The sequence below is a fragment of the Kutzneria viridogrisea DSM 43870 genome (genome assembly GCF_000525635.1).
GTDB classification, from domain to species: domain Bacteria; phylum Actinomycetota; class Actinomycetes; order Mycobacteriales; family Pseudonocardiaceae; genus Kutzneria; species Kutzneria viridogrisea.
Window position 1 is genome coordinate 7311508 of the sequence record NZ_CP007155.1, and the last position, 19402, is coordinate 7330909.

Consider the following 19402-nt stretch of genomic DNA (forward strand, 5'->3'; position numbering starts at 1 on the left):
GGGAAGTCGTATTAATTGAGTCCAGTGATGAACTCGCTGAACAGGCGGTTGGCCGAGCCGGAGTCGAACAGGCGCTCAAGGTCCGCGCGGGCGATCTGTCGCCGGAACTCACCTTGGTACGAAGCGTCCCCGGCGTTGTGCACCAACTCGGTCCACCACGCGGCGAACGCCTGGTAGTTCCACACGTGGCGGAGGCAGGTCGACGAGTAACTGTCGAGCAGGCTCGAATCCTGCCCGTGGGTCTGGTGATGGACCACGGCCTTCGCGAACAGGTCGGCGTCGCGCAGGGCCAGGTTCATGCCCTTCGCGCTCATCGGCGGAACGATGTGGGCGGCGTCGCCGAGCAGATACAACCGGCCGTAGCTCATCGGGCTGTACACCACACTCCGGAGCGGCACCAACTGCGTGCCGGCAATCCGCCCCCTAGTGGCCATGGGCTCACCGAAACGGGTTTCGAGCTCGTCCCAGATGCGCTCGTCCGTCCACTCCGAGGTGGAGCTGTCGAGCGGGCACTGGAGGTAGAACCGGCTTGCGTGCGGGCCACGGGCGAACTGCCCCGCGAACCCACAGGGGTGCAGCGCCATCATGGACTGGTGGTTGGCGGGGACCTCCGCCAGGACGGTCAGCCAGGCGTAGCCGTACTCGTGGGAGTACCGCGTGAGGTGCCCGCTGGGGATGGCCGTCCTGCTGACGCCGCGGTCACCGTCACAGCCGGCGACGAACTCGCAGCTGATCACCCGCGTCGTGCCGGTGCTGTCCCGGTAGCGGACGAGCGGGCGTTGGTCGCCGACGATCGTGTCCAACGAGACCTCGACATCGAAGCGCAGGTCGCCACCGTCGCTGAGGAAGACGTCGATGAGGTTGCGGACGAGCACCTGCTGGGGGCAGAAACGCCCGTCACCGTGATCCTCCGACCCGAACTGGAGTGGACGCGTCCGGCCGTCGATCCGGAAGTTCAGCGCCGACTCGAACGGGACACCACCGACCACCCTGTCCGCGAGCCCCCACTCGCGGAACATCCGTGCCGCCCGGGTATCGATCACCCCGGCGCGCTGTCGCTGCTCGATGTATTCACGGTTGCGCTTCTCCAGGATGACGCAGTCGATCCCGCTGCTCAGCAAGAAGTTGCCAAGGGTGAGTCCGGCGACTCCTGCCCCGACGATCACAACAGTAGTATTATCGTCCACTTTGGACATTGCTTGGTACGCTCCTAGATTTCACGGTTGCAGACAGGTCGCGACATGACCGCCCCACGCTGGGAGGCACCACGCTGCCCTTGGCGCCGTACAGGATCAGCGCCTCCACCTGCGTGCTGGCCAGGCGCGCGACTAGTTCGTGATCGCAGCCGAGGCCGCGACCGTAGCGGCTCGCGACGGATCGCCTTCAAGTCCGACACCGCCCTCAGCGGTGAGCCCGGCAGGGCCTTCGAGGACGACGCTTGATCCTGTCTGACGACGAGTCCCGCCCAGCCGCAGCCAAGTCCCGCCCTGGGGAGGCCGAGTCCCGCCCACCGGACCGCGAATCCCGCTCCCCCGCAGCCGAGTCCCGCGCACCGGACCGCGAGTCCCGCCCACAGGTCGACGAGTCCCGCCCAGCCCCTCAGGACGAGCGGTGGATCGGCCCGCTGACCTCGACCAACCGCCGCCCATGCCCACCCCACCGCAGAGCGATGATCTCCGCGGCGATGGACACGGCGGTCTCCTCCGGCGTGCGAGCACCCAGATCCAGGCCGATCGGCGAGGACAACCGGGCCAACTCCCACTCGGACACACCCGCCGCCCGCAGACGCGCCACACGGTCCTCATGCGTACGACGCGACCCCATCGCACCGACATAGGCCACATCCAGCCGCAGCGCCACCTCCAGCAACGGCACATCGAACTTCGGGTCATGGGTCAACACCGTGACCACCGTGCGCTGATCGACCCGCCCGGCGGCCGCCTGCGTGGTCAGATACCTGTGCGGCCAGTCAACAACCACCTCGTCGGCCTCGGGAAACCGGCCACGGGTAGCGAAAACCGGGCGCGCGTCACACACCGTGACCCGATAACCCAGATAACTACCGAGCCTGGCCACCGCGGCGGCGAAGTCGATCGCGCCGAACACGAGCATCCTCGGCGGCGGCTCGAAGGAGTTCACGAACACCGCCAGACCCTCACCACGGCACTGGCCGTCCGGGCCGTAATGCAGCAGGCCACTGCGACCGCTGGCCAGCATGCCCCGCGCGTCATCGGTGACCGCATCGTCCACTCGGGACGAACCCAGGCCGCCGAGGGTGCGGTCCGGCCACACCACCAGGTGCCGGCCCACGCGCTGCGGGTCGGGGTGGCGCACCACGGTCGCCAGCACGACCGGTCGTTGCGCGCGGATCGACTCGGTGAGCTCGGCCAACTCCGCGAAGTGCTCGGCGTCCACCGGCTCGACGAACACGTCCAGGACCCCGCCGCAGGTCAGCCCGACGGAGAAGGCGTCCTCCTCGCTGACGCCGTAGCGCTGCAACACCGGCCTGCCCTCGGCCATCACCCGCTGGGCCAGCTCATAGACCGCACCCTCCACGCAGCCGCCGGACACACTGCCCCAGACCTGCCCATCGTCGGCCACCAACATCGCCGCACCCGGCGCACGCGGCGCGGAGTGAAACGTGGCCACCACCGTGCCCAGCGCACTCGGCCGCCCACCCTGCCACTGAGAACTCACCTCAGCGAGGACCTCACGCACAGGGCATCTCCCGAGTCGTAGTCGTTGACATAGCTGGAGCCTCACCATCTTCCGCAAGATCGTTTCGGGTCTTCGGCAGCGGGGTCGCCGTGAACACGATCGTCTGGAGCGACCATGCCCGCAGGCGCCGACCCGATGTAGTTCAGATCCAATGTGGACAGTGCGCACGGCACCATCTCCATCAGGTCCACCAAGCGACGAGTGAGCACTCGTCGCTCGCCGCCGCGATCCCAGGATGGGTCGCACACGGCGCGGGTACTCCTCTATCCTGAAACGAAGTCGACACTCCTCATCATACGGAGTGGCCACTTTGGATAGCAAGGGAGGACCGCGCGTGCGCCGAGACGGTGCGGAGAACCGGGAACGCATCCTGCTCGCGGCCGAACACGTCTTCGGGACGGGCGGCGCGGCCGCCTCCACCGAGGAGATCGCCCGGCAGGCCAAGGTCGGGGTCGCCACCGTGTTCCGGCACTTCCCCACCAAGCAGGACCTGATCGAGGCCACCGCCGTGCGCTACCTCCAGAAGCTGGAGGAGCAACTGCGGCTGCTCATCGACGAGGCCGATCCCGGACGGGCCTTCGTCTCACTGGTGCAGACCCTGGTCTCGACCGGCGCCACCAAGATGACCCTGCTCAACCTGCTGCACACCGACGGCCAAGGGCTGAGCGAGCCGGTCACCGCCGCAGTCCACACCTTCTACGACGCGATCCAGCAGGTGCTCGAACGAGCCCAGGCCGCCGGGGCCGCCCGCCCCGACGCCACCGTCCAGGACGTGTCCGTGCTGGTCCGGGCCCTGGCCCACGTCGTACCACTCGTGGCGGACGCGGCCGTCGACCGGGCCGTGAAGATCGTCCTCGACGGCCTCGGCGCAACCGGGTGAATCGCCCAGCCCGCCTGCGGATCGCTTGTGCCGCAGAAGGATTTCGGCCAACGCCATCCGGGGTCAGACAGCGACGACCTTCACCATGTCGGCAAGGCCCTTGAAGTCCTCCTCGTTGCGCGTGTAGAGCGGCAGGCCGCGAGCGGAGGCGATGGCAGCGATCAACAGGTCCATCCGACGCGGGCGGGGGTTGCGGTTCGCCTCCAGGGCCAGCGCGACCAAGGTGCCGTAGCGTGTCGCGGCATCAGCGTCGAACGGCAGCGGATCGAATTCCACGATGGCAGCCCCCAGAACCTCGGTACGCGCCGCCCTGCTGACCGCATCCTTCGCCATCGCGACACCCTGGTGCAGCTCTGCCATCGTGATCGCGGTGATCTCCGGCGTCACAGGCAGTCTCGCCGGATCAAGGACAGCGAGGTCGAGGTAGGCGCTGGTGTCCAGCACGCCGGAGTCATGACGATCAGCCATGACCAGGCCCCCCAGCATCGTCCTCGTCGTCAATGCGATCTTCGGTGCCGAAGAACTCGTCAGCTTCCTGCCTCATGCGCGCGTAGTCGACCTGCGGCAGCCTCCGATGCCGCTCGACCAGTTCCTCGGCAGTCAGCCGCCGCTTGTGCGAAATGGGACGTACCTCTGCGACCTCGATGCCGTTGCGGGTGACGTGGTAGGTCTCGCCCGCCTCCACCGCGTCCATGACGGCCGCGGAGTTGTTGCGGAACTCTCGCTGGGTGATGACCCTCACACTCCCAGTGTAGTCCGGCGTAGCACGATGAGCTACAGCGCGGGCCGCGAGCGGGCACCGTGCGGGTGCGAGGTGCGGGAAGTAACGGTGCCAACCCCTCATCGGACAAGCCGGGCGTTCGTTCCGGAACGGGACATGACGTGGAGGCAGTCTTGATCACGGTACGCAGACTCGTCGCGCTCGCACTGGCCGCCCCGCTGCTGGTGTTGGCGGCGGGTACCGCACATGCCGCGGGCAACAGCGTCACCATCAACTCCGCCACGGGCCACGGGCTCGGGGTGTCGGTCAACCTCACCTACAGCTGCCTGCCTGGTTCGGGCATCACGGCGGCCTCGGTCACGGTCATCGCCTCGGGCAACACGGCGGCCGGTGGTTCGGCGGTGACCTGTGACGGTTCGGCCCACACGATCGACGTCGGGGCGAACTGCGTGCTGCCCTCGAACAACTGCCACTTCGTGACGGGGCTGGGCGTGACGGCCTACGCCAGCCTGTCCTCCTCGGTCACCGACTCGAAGCACCTGTACCTGCTCTGAGTCAGGCAAGGAGGCGGGGCTGGTCGAACACACTGTTGTCGATCACGATCTCGGCCAGCCCGCGCGGATCGACCTCGGCGAGGTAGACGCGTTCGGCGACCAGGTAGCGGTCGCGGTGGATGGACTCGGCCGCGGAGCCCGCCCAGTCCTGGTCGCGCTCGGCCCCGCGCCGCACGGACAACTCGGCGTCGACCTCCAGCCAGATCCGCAGGTCCCAGTGCTCGTTGATCTCGGGCCGGAACGCGAACACCCCGTCGACCACCAGCACCGCGTCCGGGGCCGCCGCGGTGATCACGGCCGAGTGGTCGATCTGGGTCAGCGGGTCGATGCCGCACAGCACGCACTCGCCCGAGCCCCGCGGACCGGCCGGTTCGAGCAGGAGTTCGGTGACGGCCCGGTAGTCGAAGGCGTTGCGGTAGTAGCCCGCCCCGGACTCGCGGTCGTAACGGTGCCGGTCCTTCCAGGGCTTCTTGAAGTCGTCGAGACTTGCTCGCAGCACAGGCCGTCCCGCGGCGGCGATGCGCTCGGCGAGCTCGTGGCCGAAGCTGGTCTTGCCCGAGGCGGTGAACCCGTCCACGGCGATGCGCAGGCGATGTCCGCCCAGCGCGAGTACCCGGTCGGCGACCTGCGCGAGGAGTGCGGTGCGCGCCGAGGATCCGGCAGGCGGTGTCGGTTGCTGCCAGGTCGAAACGGACCGGTGGACCTGTGACACCTCGGACTCCCCCATCCCCCCGGACGACCGCAACCACGGTACCAACACAATGTTGCGGTGAGCATCGAACCTGAGTCGGTCCGGCACGCGCTGCGCAGCGTGCGGGCGGCGTCCTACCGGATCGGGTCCGGGGAGCACGGCACGAGCCTGGCGCTGGTGATGAACGCCAGCGAGGCGGGCAGGCGCAACGCGGCGGCGAAGATCGTCGGGCTGCTGGCCGAGCACGGGCTCGCGCTGGAGGTGGACGAGCCCGTGCGGGCGCTGACCGAGAGTCGTGCGGGATTTGTCGTGCGTCAGGCCTCGAGCAGGTCCAGGTAACCCGTGCTGGCCCGCCACAGCGCGTCGGCGACCGGCTCCAGCTTGCCAGGGCGCCAGCGCTTGTCCTCGTAGGCAAGGGTTCCCGCGCGCAGCGCACGCAGGCTCACGGCCAGCTCCTCGTCCAGGCGCTGACGCAGCCGATCCGGTGACGGCGCCTCGGTGCGGACCTGCTCGCCCTGACCTTCCCGAAGCGCCGCAAGGGTTTGCTCGACCAGGCCCCGCTCGGCGTCCCACACCAGCGCGGGGCGGTCCACCCGGTGGTTCCAGACCGGCGCGTGGACCGACCGCCACCACGCCGTGACCGGGCTCTGCGCCAGCCGGGTCGCGCTCGCCCAGTGCTGTGCCCCGCGCGGCTCCCCCAGCCAGGGCACCTCGTCCACCGGCAGGTCCACCGCCAGCGCCACCGTGACCCCGTCGAGCTCGCGCTGGGGTCCGAGCAGGTCGCCGACGGCCCACACCTGCACGACGCGCAGCGTGAAGATCGGGCTCGGGTTGGCGGCCAGTTCGGCGCACTTCTCGGCCAGGGCTTCCACGTGGTGCACGGCTCGCGTCCACTTCACGTGGGCATTCTCCCTGAGCGTCAGACGTGTGCCTCGCTTGGGCAGTTCAGGCGACTCCTCCGCGTTGTGGGCTCGCCGCGTTGTGACCGGGACTACAACAGCCCCTGAGGAGGGCTGCATGGCCAAACGACGGATCGGCGGCGCTGGAGGCGGATCGGACCCGGGACCGGGCAAGAGCGGTGGCGCGGCGGTCGCCGCGGTGGTGCTCGCCGGGGCCATGGCAGCAGCGGGTGGAGGTGCGACGCTGGGCGGGGCTTCCTCCACGGTCAGCTCGATCGACTCGGCAACTGGGCGCAACCTCAATGCGAAGAAGGCAGATGCCAAGAGCTCGGCGCGCCGAGGTGATGCGGAGGACGCGTGGCGGCGGCTGAGCATGCGCACGATCAAGAAGGTGCTCAAGGAGGAGTTGGCGTGCGTCACGCACTCCTTCGGGCAGGTACGAGACTTCTTCGTGCGCACCCCGTGCAGGGCTCTGGATGAGGCGGTGTTCGCGATCGGTGACGAGGGGAGCGCGGTCATCGTGTCCGTGGCGTGGGTGGGCTTCCGCAACAGCGAGCACGCCCGGGACTTCCAGCGCGTCATCGACGTCTACGGCACCGGAGACGTCACCCCACTCGGAGGCGCGGTGCTGGGTATGGCTGATGTCCACTTCACCGGTCAGCACTACCAGTCACGCCGAGAGAACAGCACCGTTGTCATCGCAGAGGCCGAGGCGTTGACCGGCCACGTGGACAACGACGTGCTCGACACGGTCGCCGAGGTCGCAGTACTGCTCCCCCGGTAGGCGTCAGGCCCCGTCCGCAGGCAGGCGGATCGCCGGGAAGCCGGTGGGGATCGTGACGGGGTCCTTGGTGGCAGCGGCGGCCCGCGGGCGGCCCGAGATCGCCAGCAGCAGCACGGCCGCCGCTGCGAGCAGGCACGCGGCGAGCAGGGCCCACAGGCCGGGCCCGAGCTCGGCTCGCGCCCCGAGCACGAACTCAGACTGGGTGCGGACCTCGCCGAGGTAGGCGCCGACCTGCCAGCACACGCCGATCATCAGACCGAACCCGGCCAGTGCGACCAGCCGGGCGGAGTAGCCGAAGCGCGGGCTCATGGCCAGCACGACCCCGGTGGCGACCAGCACGGCCGCGACGAGGGACAACGCGATTCCCCACTGCGGGGTGGGGGCGATCATCAGGTAGCTGGCGCTCTCCAGCTGAGGACCCCAGGCGGTGTAGTCGATGCGGAGGGTGGCCCTGCTGGACCTGGGCACGAGCAAGCTGACCAGCGGCACGAGCGAGCCGACAACGGCGAGCAGCCCGGCGACCGCGAGCAGCATCGCCCCGGGCCGCTGGCCGCTGGGTAGTGGCATGACCTGCCGCGGCGGCTCCGCGAGCGTCTCCGGCGCGTCCAGCAGGCGCACTTCCACCAGTGGTGTGCCCTCCGCCTGCTCGTGCATGTGCCGCCCCCGGATCGCGATTCCAACCACCAAGGTACCGGCGGGGCACGGGTGGCGGGTCAGTCGTCCGAGGCGACGATCAGGGTCAGCCCCGGCGGGGCGATGACGACGAACTCGTGAAAGCCGCCGAGACCACCGACGACCCAGCCCCACTCGTGGTGAACGGTGGCCCGCAAGGCGTGCACCGTGCCGTTGTCCAGCATCGGGTACACGCGGTCCAGCGCCGGATCATCGGTCCACGCCCTGAGGACACGACACGCCTCGACGGGGGTCGTGGGCTCGAACGAGTCAACGGTGATGGCCTCGAGCCGGTACGGACCGTGCAGCGAGTGCTCGCCCTGCTCGTCAGCTGGCGGCCCGGCGTAGTGGTCGCGGTACTGGGGATGCGCGATCAACTCGGCGAGCAGGTCACGGGGTGCGCCGTCGCAGCGGAAGCGCTTGATGTCGACCCAGCGGTACGTGCCCTTGGCCAGGTGCACGATTTCCTGGCCCTCGAACTGGATCACGGCAGCAGCTGCTTGTCGAGTTGGGCCAGGTAGTTCCGCCCGTAGTCGCCGTCCTCCAAGCCGTGCACCAGCTCACTGGGCAGGTCGTGGGCGTACTGCGCGGAGCGGGACGCGGCAGCCAGCGCGATGGTGGCGACCGTGTCGACGTCACCGGTGAACGCCACGCAAGCCCGCAACAGCTCGGTCAGGCCGGTGTTGGCGGCGAGCGCGGTGAGGGCGGCACGCACGCTCATGGCGCCCTTGGAACCGACCTTGCCCCGCCAGGGAACGGACCAGTCCCCCGGCACGTGGCGGGTGATCCACGCGCCGATCTCCGCCACGGGGCCCAGGTCGAAGTGGCAGTAATGCACGGCCAGCGCCGCGGCCTGCGCGGAGGCGACCCCGGCCGGGGTGTCGTGGGTGACGCGGGCCTGCACCTCGGCGTGGCGCAGCACCTCGGCGAGCTCGGGCAGCAACCCGATCGGCCCGGACCGCATGGCGGCACCGCTCTTGTCACTGTCGGGCCTGATCCGCCGCAGCAGCTCGGCCCCGTCGGACACCTCGCCCAGCAGCCGGTGGAAGCCGCTCGCGTAGCCCTCGCGCGGGTCGCGGTGGAAGGCCCGCACGAAGTTCTCGGCCAGCCGCTGCGCGGTCCAGGGTTCGCCGAACACCAGTAGTTCGGCCACGGCGATGGTCATCTGCGTGTCGTCGGTGTACGCACCGGGCCGCACGCCCAGGTGGGTGGGGTGCTGCACGTAGCCGCGCGCGGTGTTGTTGGCGAGGAGGAATTCCGTTGGCGCGTACTCGAACCCGGCCCCGTACGCGTCGCCGATGGCGAGTTCGACCAGCACGGTCGGATCCTCTCACGGCAGCACCTCGCAGAGCGCGTCGATTGCGGGGCCGTAGGCGTGATCGGGTGGGGTGGAGTAGCCGACGACCAGGCCGTCACCCAGGGATTCGGCCTCGGGGTGGCGGAAGGAGTCCAGGCCGTCCACGGCGATTCCCCGCCAAGTGGCCGCCTTCAGCACGGACGGCTCAGTGCCCGGCGGCAGTCGCAGCACCGCGTGCAGCCCGGCGGCGATGCCGGTCACCCGCACGCTGGGCGCGCGCTCGGACAACGCGGCGACGAGGCGGTCCCTGCGGCGCCGGTAGTGCACCCGCATACGGCGTACATGCCGGTCGTACGAGCCGCTGGCGAGGAAGTCGGCGAGGGTGAGCTGGTCGAGCCCACTGGCCCAGCCCTCACGCTCCCCCTTGACGGCCAGCACCTGGTCGACGAGGTGGTGGGGCAGCACCATCCAGCCAAGTCGCAGCGCGGGCGACAGGCTCTTGCTGGCCGAGCCGAGGTAGAGCACCCGGCCGGGGTCCAGGCCCTGCACGGCGCCGACGGGCTGGCGGTCGTAGCGGAACTCGCCGTCGTAGTCGTCCTCCAGGACCAGCCCGTCCCGCGCGCGGGCCCAGTCCAGGACCTGGGTGCGGCGCTCGCGGTGCAGCGGGCCGCCGGTCGGGAACTGGTGGGCCGGGGTCAACAGCACGGCCCGCGCCCCGCCCAGCTCTGCCACGCGGGCGCCGTGCTCGTCCAGTGGCAGCGGCACGGTTCGCACCGAGGCTGCCGACAGCAGCGAGCGGTGGAAGCCCAGGCCGTAGGACTCGACAGCCAGCGGGCCGCGGAGCACGCCGCCGAACAACAGGCGTAGGGCGTGTGCGAAGCCCGAGCAGATGACGATCCGCTCCGGATCGGTGCGCACCCCACGGGCGCGGGCGAGGTACTCCGCCAGCGCGAGGCGCAGTTCGACGCGGCCACGCGGGTCGCCGGGGCCGAAGGCCTCGTTGGGCGCCGCGTTGAGCGCACGCCGGGCGGAGGCGAGCCAGGCCGCGCGTGGGAAGGACGCGGCATCGGGTTGGCCCTGGCGAAGGTCGTGCGTGGGCCGCGCGCGCTCCGTCCGATGTGGACGGACCCGTTCGGTGGCACCCGCGTGCTCGCCCACCCGCGTGCCGGAGCCCTGCCGCGCGGTGAGCCAGCCCTCGGCGACCAGTTCGGCGTACGCCTCGGCCACGGTGTTGCGCGCGATGCCCAGGTCGGCGGCCAGCCAGCGGTAGGGCGGCAACCGGGTGCCCGCCGCGAGCCGCCTGGAGCGCACGGCCTCGCGCAGGGCGTGGGTCAGCGCGGCCCTGCGGCCACCGGCGGAGGCCAGTTCCAGGTGCAGGTCGGTGCCGAAATTGACCCATGAATCCGTCACAGAAATGCACCATACAGCCGGTCACTTGGGCTCGTAGGTTCAGCTCATGACACCTCGTCTCAACTTCGCCAAGTCCGCCCCGAAGGCGTTCCGCGCCCTGATCGGCTTCGACGCCGCGGCCCGCGAGGACCTGGACCCCACCCTGGTCGAACTGGTGCAGATCCGCTCCTCGCAGCTCAACGGCTGCGCGTACTGCCTGCACATGCACACCACCGACGCCCGCAAGGCCGGGGAGAGCGAGGAGCGCCTGCACATGGTCGCGGTGTGGCGCGAGGCCGCGCACTTCTTCACCGACCGGGAGCGGGCCGCGCTCGCGCTGACCGAGGCCGTCACGCTGGTGGCCACCGGCGGTGTGCCCGACGAGGTCTACGCGGGCGCCGCCGAGCAGTTCGAGGAGCGCGAGCTGGGCCAGCTGCTGGCGCTGATCTTCGCGATCAACACCTGGAACCGGATCGCCATCAGCACCGCCAAGGTCCCGGGCACCGACGAGCGGTGACGGGGTCAGCCACGGCCGAACCCGTGCAGCGGCCCCGCGTACGGCTTCGGCGGCGGTGCGGCGAACTCGCCGTGCTTGCCGGTGCGCAGGCCCATCAGCACCAGGGACTGCACGAGCAGGGTCGCCGACCGCACCCCGTCCACCACCGGCACACCGAGTTCGGCGGAGAGCTTGGCGCACAACGAGGTCATACCCGCGCAGCCCAGCACCAGCACGTCCGAGCCGTCCCGCTCCAGCACTGACCGGCACGTCGCGGCGATCAGCTCGGGGCAGCCGTCCACGTCGAGCACCGGTACCTCGCAGGCGTGCACGCCCGCGCAGAACCCGCGCACCCCGTAGCGCTCGGCCAGGTCCCAGGCGCGGCCACAGGTCCGCCGCAGCGTGGTGACCACGCTGAATGAGCGCCCCAGGCTGGTCGCGACCCGCATAGCGGCCTCGGCGATGCCGACCACCGGGCCGGTGGCCAGTTCCCGCGCCGCGTCCAGGCCCGGGTCGCCGAAGCAGGCGATCACGTGGCCCTCGGCCCCGGCGCGTTCCGCCGACTCGATCCGCGCCAGCAGACCGGGCACGCTCAACGCCTCGTCGTAGTGGCTCTCGATCGAGGCGGGGCCCATGTCCGGGCAGACCGCGTCGATCACCGTGCCGGGCAACGCGACCCCGCGCGCCGACTGTCCAATGAGGTCGGTCATGTGCTGACTGGTGTTGGGATTGATCACAGTGATGCGCACGGTCAGCGCCTCCGCCAGGACAGCGCGGTGTGTGCGACGAGCCCCACGCCCATGCCGATGAACCAGCTGTACTGGGCCAGTTCGGTCATGCCGGGCACCAGCACCGGCACGACCGCGATCGCCGCGCCCAACACCGTCGCGGCGATCGCACGCTGGTTGAACCCCTTGCGGTACCAGTAAAGGCCGTCCGGGGACAGGGTGAACAGGTCCTCGACCACGACCTGACGGCGGCGCACCAGGTAGTAGTCGGCGATCAGCACCCCGAACAGCGGTCCGATGAAGGCGCCGAGGGTCTCCAGCGTGTAGTGGATGACCTCCGGGCTGTTGTAGAGGTTCCACGGGGTGATCAGCACCGAGCCGACCGCGGCGATCATGCCGCCCGCGCGCCAGCTGATCCGCTGCGGGTTGACGTGGGAGAAGTCGAAGGCCGGTGAGATGAAGTTGGCCACGATGTTGATGCCCACGGTGGCCACCGCGAAGGTCAGCGCGCCGAGCAGGATCGCCGTGGTGCTGTCGATCCTGGCCACCGTGGCCACCGGGTCGGTGATCAGCTCGCCGAACACCGGCACGGTCAGCGCGGCCGTGACCACCACCAGCAGGGAGAACAGCAGGAAGTTCACCGGCAGGCCCAGCAGGTTGCCCCGCCGCACCGCCGTCATGGACCTGCCGTAGCGGGAGATGTCCCCGAAGTTCAGCATCGGCCCGGAGAAGTAGGAGACCACCAGCGCGACCGCGCCGAGCATCACCGGCACGGCCTGCCAGCCGGTGTAGCGGACCTGGCCCAGGTTCAGGTCGATCGCGCCCCAGCCCGCGCGGGCGACGAGGAACCCGGCGAGCAGGAACATCACCACGTACACGGCTGGTCCGCAGAAGTCGATGAACCGGCGGATGGTCTCCATGCCGGTCCAGAACACCGCCGCCTGCACCAGCCACAGCAGCACGAAGGAGAACCAGCCCAACAAGGACAAACCGAGAAAACCGTGCTGCGACACGTCGGCCAGCGGGGTCAGCGCCGGGAACAGCTTGAGCAGCACCACGTCCAGCGCGGCGGAGGCCAGGTAGGTCTGGATCCCGTACCAGGCAACGGCGATCAGCCCGCGGATCACCGCTGGGATGTTCGCGCCGAACACGCCGAACGCGCTGCGGCAGATCACCGGGTAGGGTACCCCCGCGGCCTGGCTGGGTCTGGCGACCAGGTCGCAGAACAGGTAGACCACGGCGATGCCCACCAGCAGCGAGATCAGCACCTGCACGGGGTCCAGGCCGAGCAGGAACAGACTGCCCGCCGTGACGTAGCCGCCGACGCTGTGCACGTCGGACATCCAGAAGGCGAAGATGTCGTACGTGCCCCAGGTCTGCTCGCGCAGCGGGGCGAGGTCACTGTTGGTGAGGCGGGGGTCGCGGGCACGTTTGGGGACGATCGGGGTGGGGCGCACGGTCTCGGTCATCACCGCTCCTGCATCCGGGTTGCAGGCAAAGATAGGAGCGGTGTGTTACGTGCCCATCACGTGAACCGTATATCTTCCCCGGCGAGCAGCCCGGTGTCCCGGGGCACAGCGTCCAAAGAGGACAGTAGGCGCTCCTGATGCTCCTGGGACGCCGCCAGCAGCGCCCCCGTGTCCCTGGCCAGGAACGCCGTCAGCAGTGCGTCGTGATCACGGTGCAGCACAAGGCGATCCGGCTCGCTGACGTGCGCCATCGGCTGCAACGGCTCGGTGACGTTCCACGCCGACTCGTGCATGCCCAGCAGCCGGTGCATGCCGCACGGGCGGACCAGCGCCAGGTGGAACCCCCGGCTCTCCCGGTGGTACCCGCGCACGTCGTTGGCCCGCACCGCCGATTCCAGTGCCCGGTGGGCCGCCCGCACCGCCTCGTCCTCCGCGGCACCCGCCAACGGCACCGCCGCCGCCAGCGCCGCGGCCTCCAGCACCCCTCGGACCAGGTACAACTCCCGCAACTCCGCGGCGGACAGCTTCGCCACCGTGTAGCCCAGGTTGGGCCGGTGCTCCACCAGGCCCTCACCGATCAGGGTCTTGAGCGCCTCGCGCACCGGGATGCGGCTGACCCCGAACACCACCGCCACCTCGTCCAGCGGGATCGCCGAGCCCGGCGGCACCCCGCCGTCGAGCAGGCAGCGGCGCAGCTCGTCCAGGATCGCCGCCTGCGAGCTGCCGTGCTCGCGCGCCAGCCTCGCGACCAGCGCGGATCGGCGTCGGGGTGCGGGCATGACCTCCACTATGGCACCCGCCGGGCGGTACCCGGCAGCACCGGTCGGCAATAGGTTGGAGGTTTGGGGTGGCGAGCCGGGGAGGGCACGTGAACCTGAGCGCACACGCACGCAGGCAGGTGCAGCAGCGGGCCACTGAGCTGGTCGGGGGTGAGTTCCCCGGGTTGGGCGCACTGCCCAGGCAGGTGCTGGCGGCGCTGCTGGCGCACACGGCGGCGGGGTGGCGGCTGTTCGTGCGCGAGGGGTTCGGCGGGGCGCGCGAGGCCGGGGCCGACGTGTTCCTGATCGGGCCGGGCGGGGTGTTCGCGGTGGTCGTGGACGAGCGGCTGCCGGATCTGGACGCGGCACGGGCCCTGATGCGGCACGCACAGCACCGTCTCAGCGGGATCGGTTACGGGCTCCGGACCCTGGCGGGCAGCGGCATCCACCTGGTGGTCGTGGGGCCGAACGGGGGCAGGTCGACGAACGGCATGTACCTGTCGCTGGCGCTGACGGAGCTGCCGAGGCTGTTCCGGCGGGACGCCCTGCACCTGGACCGGCGGCAGGTGGAGTCGATCAGCGAGGCGGCGGCGGGACGCCTGGCGGGGTACCGGCGGCTCAGCGTGCGGGCGCCTGGGCGCGAGCCGGAGCCGACGGGGTTGCTGGACGTGCGGGAGCTGACCGAGGACCAGGTCGCGGCGGCACAGCAACGGCCGTTCGACAGCTGGCTGACCTTCCTGCACCCGCACCAGCAGGCGGTGGTCACCCGCAGGTACAACGGCCCGGCGCGGATCAGCGGCCCGGCGGGCACCGGCAAGACGGTGGTGGCGCTGCACCGGTTGCGGCACCTGGCCAGGCGGTCCACCGATCCGCTGCTGTTCACCACGTTCGTGCGGACCCTGCCGCTGGTGCACCAGCGCTCCTTCGAGCGGCTCGCCCCGGAGTTGGCCGACCGCGTGGAGTTCACCAACCTGCACGCCTGGGTGCGCGGGTTCCTGGCACAGCGCGGAATCCACGTCAACGTCCACTCAGGACAGATACGCACCCAGTTCAACCTGGCGTGGCGCGGCCACCGGGAGGTGCTGGGTGCGCTGGAGCCGCGCCCCGAGTACTGGCGCGACGAGGTCGACCGGGTGATCAAGGGCCGCGGCGTGGAGAGCCTGGCGGACTACCTGAGGCTGTCCCGGCGCGGTCGCAGCCTGCGGCTGGACGCGAACCAGAAACGGCTCGTGTGGGCGCTGTACCAGGACTACGAGAAACTGTTGCAGGACAAGGGGTTGCACGACCACAACGACCTGATCACCTTGGCGGCGCAGGAACTGGGCGGCAAGGGCCTGGAGCGGCCCTACGCGGCGGTGGTCGCCGACGAGGTGCAGGACATCTCCTTGCAGGGGCTCAGGTTGCTGCGGACCATCGCGGGCGACGGGCCGGACCGGCTGCTGCTGGTCGGCGACGGACAGCAGCAGGTGTACCCGGGTGGCTGGCGGCTGTCCGACGCGGGCATCCCGATCCAGGGCCGGGGCGAGGTGCTGCGGGTGAACTACCGCAACCGGGCCGAGGTGCTCGAGTTCGCGCGGCGCTTCGACGCCACCAACCAGGTGGACGACCTGGACGGGGCGGTGGGCATCGCACTGCAGGAGGCGGAGTCGGCCAACTCCGGTGGCCGGACCGAGTCCTGGCGCGGCCCGGTCGCCGACCTGCCCGCCGCGCTGGTCGAGGTGGTGCGCGGGCTGCCGGTGCCGGTCGGCCGCACGGCGGTGATCGCCCTGCACCGGCGTGAACTGGAGGCATGCCGCGATGCCCTGCGCGCGGCGGGCGTCCCGGTGCTGTGGCTGGAGGACTACACCGGCCAGGAGGACGGCAAGCTCAAGATCGGCACGGTGCACCGGGCCAAGGGCCTGGACTTCCAGGCGGTGCTGGTGGTGCAGTTCGCCCGGCACGAGGCCGTGGACGAGGAGGCGCGCGAGCTGCGCGGCCGCCAGCACCTGGTCGCGGCCACCCGTGCGCGGGACTACCTGTGGTGGGGCACCGCGGAATCCGCGTGAGCGATACTGTGGCTGGTCCAGGCAGAGGTGTCCGGGAGGCCGGGTGACGGACCAGCCCGACAACCACTTCGAGGGCACAGCCCGCGAAGTGGTGCAGGCGCATCACATCGACGGGGTGCACATCAACGTGCACGAACAGCCCGTCAGCGCGCCCTTTCGCACGCCCCGCGAGCTGCCACCCGACGTACCGGGCTTCACCGGGCGGGAGGCCGAGCTGACCGAACTGGACGCACTGCTGGACTCGGCGCCGGACTCGACCGCCGCGGTGATCTCCGCCGTGGCGGGCACCGCGGGCGTGGGCAAGACGGCGCTGGCCGTGCGCTGGGCGCACCGGGTGCGGGACCGGTTCCCGGACGGCGACCTGTACGTGGACCTGCGCGGCTACGACTCGGATCGGCCGATGTCCCCGGACGACGCGCTCGCGGGCTTCCTGCGCAGCCTGCGGGTGGACGGCTCGGCGATCCCCTCGGAGCGGCACGAGCGCACCGCCCAGTACCGAACCCTGCTGGCGGGCCGCCGGGTGCTGGTGGTGCTGGACAACGCGAGCAGCGCCGAGCAGGTGCGCCCCCTGCTGCCGGGTTCGGCCGCCAGCTTCGTGCTGGTGACCAGCCGGGACAGCCTCGCGGGGCTGGTCGCCCGCGACGGCGCGCGGCGGGTGGACCTGGACCGCCTCAGCGTCACCGAGTCGGTGGACCTGCTGCACGCGCTGATCGGGCCGCGCGTCGCCGAGGAACCGGGGCGGGCCGCCGAACTGGCCAGGCACAGCGCCCAGTTGCCGCTGGCGCTGCGGGTGACCGCCGAACTGGCCGTGTCCCGGCCGACGACCCCGCTGGCGGAACTGGTCCGCGAACTGGCCGACGAGCAGCACCGGCTGGCCGAGCTGGACGCGGGCGGGGACGAGCGGACCGCGGTGCGCACGGTCTTCTCCTGGTCCTACCTGCACCTGCCCGAGCCGGCGGCCAGGGTGTTCCGGCTGCTCGGGATCAGCCCGGTGCGCGAGCCCGACGTGTCGGCGACGGCCGCGCTGGCGGGCACCGACCTGGCCGAGGCCAGGCGCCTGCTCACCACGCTGCGCCGGGCCCACCTGGTGGAGGACGTGTCGCCGGGCCGGTTCCGCATGCACGACCTGTTGCACGCCTACGCGGTCGGGCTGGCCGCCGAGCAGGGCACCGAGGCGGAACGGGTCGGGGCGGTGAACCGGCTGTTCGACCACTACCACGACACGGCGGTGCGGGCGCTCAAGGCCGTGGCGGACACCGCGGGCGAGCCGGGGCACCTCGCCTGGCTGGAGGCGGAGATCCCGAACATGCTGGTGCTGCACGACCACGCGCAGCGGCACAGCTGGCCCGGCCAGCGGCAGCGGCTGTCCCAGGTGCTGCACGACTGCATGGTCACGCTGCACACGCTGGGCATCGCCGCGCGGCAGGACGGCGACCTGCCCGAGGCGTTGCGGCACTTCGACACCGCGATCGCCAGGTTCGAACTGCTGGCCCCCGGCTACTGCAACGGGATCCGGCTGGACCAGGCCGAGGCCCTGCTGGACCTGGGCATGTACGAGGAGGCGGCGCAGCACCTGCGCAGGGCGATCCCGCTGCTGCGCGAGCTGGGCATGGACGAGGAGATCGCCAAGGCCGAGACCTACCAGGCGATGGCGGCGCTGCGGCACGGGGACCTGGTCTCGGCGCGGCGCCGCGCCGCGGTGGCGGTCCGGCTGTTCGAGCGGCTCGGCGACGAGCACTGGGCGTGCACCGCGCGGCTGACCCTGGTGCGGGCGCTGGTGGCGATCAGCGTCGCGCACCGGCAGGCCCCGAGCTCGCTGATCGGGCGGATCACCGCGCTGGCAGCGGAGTTCGAGCAGCGCGGGCGGTGTGGCGAGGCCGCGGTGGCCAAGCTGCTCGCCGCCCGGCTGTACGTGCGCAAGGCGCTGCCACAGGTGGTGCGACAGCTGCTGGACGAGGTGCCGCCGCCCGAGCAGACCACCTCGATCGACCAGTTGCTGCTGCTGCGCACCTGCCGCGCGGAACTCGCGGTGCTGCGCGGAGATCGCGCGTCGGCGTACCGGGAGGTGTCGGCGGGGCTGGCGGAACTGGACCGCTTCCGCAGGGGGCTCGGCAGTCCGGAACTGGTGTGCGGGGCCGCCTCGCACGGGCGTGAGCTGGGCAGCCTGGCCGTCTCCGTGGTGCTGCGCGATCCCGGTGCGAGCGGGGCGGAGCTGGTGGACTGGCTGGAGCGCACCAGGGCGCAGGCCTACCGCTACCGGCCCGGCCAGTCCGAGCCGCGCGAGAGCGCGAGCCTGGCCGAATTGGGTGCGGCGCTGGGGGAACGCGCGCTGGTCAGCTTCACCAGCTCGGCCGGATCGATCTTCGCCGTGGTGGTCGTGGACGGCCGCGCCGAACTCGTCCCGCTGGGCGAGAGCGAGCCGGTGCTGCACTGGGCCGGTGAGCTGCACGCCGACCTGGACGCGCTGGCCCCCGACCGCCTGCCACGCGTGCTGGTGGATGTCGTCGCGACCTCCGCGCGGCGCCGGGCGGCCCTGCTGGACGAGCTGCTGCTGCACCCGCTCGCGGGGTTGACCGGCGACCGGGAACTGGTGCTGGTACCCGCGAACGCGCTGCACACCCTCGCCTGGGGCGCACTGCCCTCGCTGGTGGGCAGACCCGTGTCGGTGGCGCCCTCGGCCACCGCGTGGCTGTCGGCCTCCCGCCGTCGGGTCGCCGGTCCCACCGTGCTGGTCACCGGCCCCGGCACGCCCGCCGAACTCGACGCCGCCGAGCTGTGCCGCCCGCACCCCGGTGCCGTGCTGCTGCGCGGTGAGCGCGCCACCGTTCGCGGGGTCCTCGGCGCACTGGACGGGGCCGGACTCGCGCACCTGGCCACGCACGGCATGCACGAACCCGGCAACGCCCTGTTCTCCCACATGGAACTGGCCGACGGCGAACTGCGTGCCCACGAACTCACCCGGCTCAGCCGCCCACCCGGACACGTCGTGCTCGGGGCCGCCGAGTTGACCGTGGCCGATGAGGGGCACGGCTTCGCGGGTGCCCTGCTCGTGATCGGCGCGCGCACCGTCAGCGCCGCCGTGAGCCGGGTCGGCCTGAACGCGGCGGCCACCACCTGCGCCGAGTACCACCAGTTGCTGGCGCGTGGCACCAGCCCCGCCGTGGCGCTGGCCGCGGTGACCTCGGTGGACCCGTTGCGCCGCCCCTACGTGTGCCTGGGCGCGGGCTGAGCGAAGGCCTCACCAGCCGAGGTGGTCCCGGGCCAGCGTGATCAGGGCGCGGACAAGTCCGGCGGCAGCGCC

General features: G+C 71.2%; 20 protein-coding genes. 7 read left to right on the plus strand and 13 right to left on the minus strand.

From position 1 onward, the window contains the following. Positions 1–11: 11 nt before the first annotated feature. Together KALB_RS31975 and KALB_RS31980 are read right to left on the minus strand one after the other, a co-directional pair. A complete protein-coding gene (locus KALB_RS31975) occupies positions 12–1196 on the minus strand; it encodes a 4-hydroxybenzoate 3-monooxygenase (RefSeq protein ID WP_025359753.1) in 1185 nt (394 codons plus the stop codon). A gap of 403 nt (positions 1197–1599) precedes the next feature. After that, the gene (locus tag KALB_RS31980) at positions 1600–2718 is read right to left on the minus strand and encodes an XdhC family protein (RefSeq protein WP_025359754.1); all 1119 of its coding nucleotides are present in this window, start codon (positions 2716–2718) and stop codon (positions 1600–1602) included. Between the two features lie 334 nt (positions 2719–3052). On the opposite strand from KALB_RS31980, the gene KALB_RS31985 reads away from it, so the two are divergent. After that, positions 3053–3598 carry a TetR/AcrR family transcriptional regulator gene (locus KALB_RS31985; RefSeq protein ID WP_025359755.1) on the plus strand — a complete coding sequence of 182 codons (546 nt, stop codon included), beginning with the start codon at positions 3053–3055 and terminating at the stop codon, positions 3596–3598. 63 nt (positions 3599–3661) lie between these two features. Here the strand turns inward: KALB_RS31985 and KALB_RS31990 are convergent, their stop codons facing one another. Together KALB_RS31990 and KALB_RS31995 are read right to left on the minus strand one after the other, a co-directional pair. Beyond that, positions 3662–4066: a type II toxin-antitoxin system VapC family toxin gene (locus tag KALB_RS31990; RefSeq protein WP_025359756.1), complete on the minus strand. Its 405-nt coding sequence runs from the start codon at positions 4064–4066 to the stop codon at positions 3662–3664. Further along, on the minus strand, positions 4059–4340 hold the full coding sequence (locus KALB_RS31995; protein WP_025359757.1) for a type II toxin-antitoxin system Phd/YefM family antitoxin: 282 nt from the start codon (positions 4338–4340) through the stop codon (positions 4059–4061). Before KALB_RS31995 ends, KALB_RS31990 begins: the two co-directional genes overlap by 8 nt. Positions 4341–4480: 140 nt before the next feature. On the opposite strand from KALB_RS31995, the gene KALB_RS32000 reads away from it, so the two are divergent. Beyond that, a complete protein-coding gene (locus tag KALB_RS32000; protein ID WP_148309741.1) occupies positions 4481–4873 on the plus strand; it encodes a hypothetical protein in 393 nt (130 codons plus the stop codon). Position 4874: 1 nt separating this feature from the next. Here the strand turns inward: KALB_RS32000 and KALB_RS32005 are convergent, their stop codons facing one another. Further along, complete coding sequence (locus KALB_RS32005) at positions 4875–5585, minus strand: nucleoside/nucleotide kinase family protein (RefSeq protein WP_236650068.1); 711 nt, start codon at positions 5583–5585, stop codon at positions 4875–4877. A 57-nt stretch (positions 5586–5642) separates the two neighbouring features. On the opposite strand from KALB_RS32005, the gene KALB_RS32010 reads away from it, so the two are divergent. Next, a complete protein-coding gene (locus tag KALB_RS32010; RefSeq protein ID WP_025359759.1) occupies positions 5643–5903 on the plus strand; it encodes a hypothetical protein in 261 nt (86 codons plus the stop codon). Here the strand turns inward: KALB_RS32010 and KALB_RS32015 are convergent. Beyond that, positions 5879–6463: a DUF7711 family protein gene (locus KALB_RS32015; protein WP_148309742.1), complete on the minus strand. Its 585-nt coding sequence runs from the start codon at positions 6461–6463 to the stop codon at positions 5879–5881. The genes KALB_RS32010 and KALB_RS32015 overlap by 25 nt on opposite strands. A 118-nt stretch (positions 6464–6581) precedes the next feature. Between KALB_RS32015 and KALB_RS32020 the strand changes: the two genes are divergently transcribed. Beyond that, entirely contained in the window at positions 6582–7247 is a 666-nt protein-coding gene (locus tag KALB_RS32020) for a hypothetical protein (RefSeq protein ID WP_025359761.1), read from the plus strand. Between the two features lie 3 nt (positions 7248–7250). On the opposite strand, the gene KALB_RS32025 is transcribed toward KALB_RS32020, so the two are convergent. Genes KALB_RS32025 through pdxR form a run of 4 tightly spaced genes read right to left on the minus strand, consistent with a single transcriptional unit; the run spans position 7251 to position 10626 of the window. Further along, complete coding sequence (locus KALB_RS32025) at positions 7251–7901, minus strand: hypothetical protein (protein WP_025359762.1); 651 nt, start codon at positions 7899–7901, stop codon at positions 7251–7253. Positions 7902–7960: 59 nt separating this feature from the next. Beyond that, positions 7961–8407, minus strand: coding sequence for a hypothetical protein (locus KALB_RS32030; protein ID WP_025359763.1), 447 nt, complete (start codon positions 8405–8407; stop codon positions 7961–7963). Then, positions 8404–9237: an ADP-ribosylglycohydrolase family protein gene (locus KALB_RS32035; protein WP_025359764.1), complete on the minus strand. Its 834-nt coding sequence runs from the start codon at positions 9235–9237 to the stop codon at positions 8404–8406. Before KALB_RS32035 ends, KALB_RS32030 begins: the two co-directional genes overlap by 4 nt. Before the next feature lie 12 nt (positions 9238–9249). Then, positions 9250–10626: a MocR-like pyridoxine biosynthesis transcription factor PdxR gene (pdxR, locus tag KALB_RS32040; RefSeq protein ID WP_025359765.1), complete on the minus strand. Its 1377-nt coding sequence runs from the start codon at positions 10624–10626 to the stop codon at positions 9250–9252. Positions 10627–10672: 46 nt separating this feature from the next. Between pdxR and KALB_RS32045 the strand changes: the two genes are divergently transcribed. Continuing rightward, on the plus strand, positions 10673–11122 hold the full coding sequence (locus tag KALB_RS32045) for a carboxymuconolactone decarboxylase family protein (RefSeq protein ID WP_025359766.1): 450 nt from the start codon (positions 10673–10675) through the stop codon (positions 11120–11122). Between the two features lie 5 nt (positions 11123–11127). Here the strand turns inward: KALB_RS32045 and KALB_RS32050 are convergent, their stop codons facing one another. From KALB_RS32050 to KALB_RS32060, 3 genes are read right to left on the minus strand one after another with little or no spacing between them, the layout of a single operon-like run. Further along, the gene (locus KALB_RS32050; RefSeq protein WP_025359767.1) at positions 11128–11850 is read right to left on the minus strand and encodes an aspartate/glutamate racemase family protein; all 723 of its coding nucleotides are present in this window, start codon (positions 11848–11850) and stop codon (positions 11128–11130) included. Between the two features lie 2 nt (positions 11851–11852). Continuing rightward, on the minus strand, positions 11853–13298 hold the full coding sequence (locus tag KALB_RS32055; protein ID WP_025359768.1) for an NCS1 family nucleobase:cation symporter-1: 1446 nt from the start codon (positions 13296–13298) through the stop codon (positions 11853–11855). A gap of 56 nt (positions 13299–13354) precedes the next feature. Beyond that, complete coding sequence (locus KALB_RS32060; RefSeq protein ID WP_025359769.1) at positions 13355–14077, minus strand: GntR family transcriptional regulator; 723 nt, start codon at positions 14075–14077, stop codon at positions 13355–13357. A gap of 89 nt (positions 14078–14166) precedes the next feature. On the opposite strand from KALB_RS32060, the gene KALB_RS32065 reads away from it, so the two are divergent. Both KALB_RS32065 and KALB_RS44465 read left to right on the plus strand, forming a co-directional pair. Next, entirely contained in the window at positions 14167–16101 is a 1935-nt protein-coding gene (locus KALB_RS32065) for a UvrD-helicase domain-containing protein (RefSeq protein ID WP_025359770.1), read from the plus strand. Positions 16102–16144: 43 nt separating this feature from the next. Beyond that, positions 16145–19330 carry a CHAT domain-containing protein gene (locus tag KALB_RS44465; RefSeq protein ID WP_052360504.1) on the plus strand — a complete coding sequence of 1062 codons (3186 nt, stop codon included), beginning with the start codon at positions 16145–16147 and terminating at the stop codon, positions 19328–19330. The last annotated feature ends 72 nt before the right edge of the window (positions 19331–19402 follow it).

Excerpts from the sequence above, each read along its gene's own strand:
- KALB_RS31975 (WP_025359753.1), bottom strand. The coding sequence starts at position 1,196 with ATGTCCAAAGTGGACGATAATACTACTGTTGTGATCGTCGGGGCAGGA.
- KALB_RS31990 (WP_025359756.1), bottom strand. The coding sequence starts at position 4,066 with ATGGCTGATCGTCATGACTCCGGCGTGCTGGACACCAGCGCCTACCTC.
- KALB_RS32020 (WP_025359761.1), top strand. The coding sequence starts at position 6,582 with ATGGCCAAACGACGGATCGGCGGCGCTGGAGGCGGATCGGACCCGGGA.
- KALB_RS32025 (WP_025359762.1), bottom strand. The coding sequence starts at position 7,901 with ATGCACGAGCAGGCGGAGGGCACACCACTGGTGGAAGTGCGCCTGCTG.
- KALB_RS32045 (WP_025359766.1), top strand. The coding sequence starts at position 10,673 with ATGACACCTCGTCTCAACTTCGCCAAGTCCGCCCCGAAGGCGTTCCGC.
- KALB_RS32055 (WP_025359768.1), bottom strand. The coding sequence starts at position 13,298 with ATGACCGAGACCGTGCGCCCCACCCCGATCGTCCCCAAACGTGCCCGC.
- KALB_RS32060 (WP_025359769.1), bottom strand. The coding sequence starts at position 14,077 with ATGCCCGCACCCCGACGCCGATCCGCGCTGGTCGCGAGGCTGGCGCGC.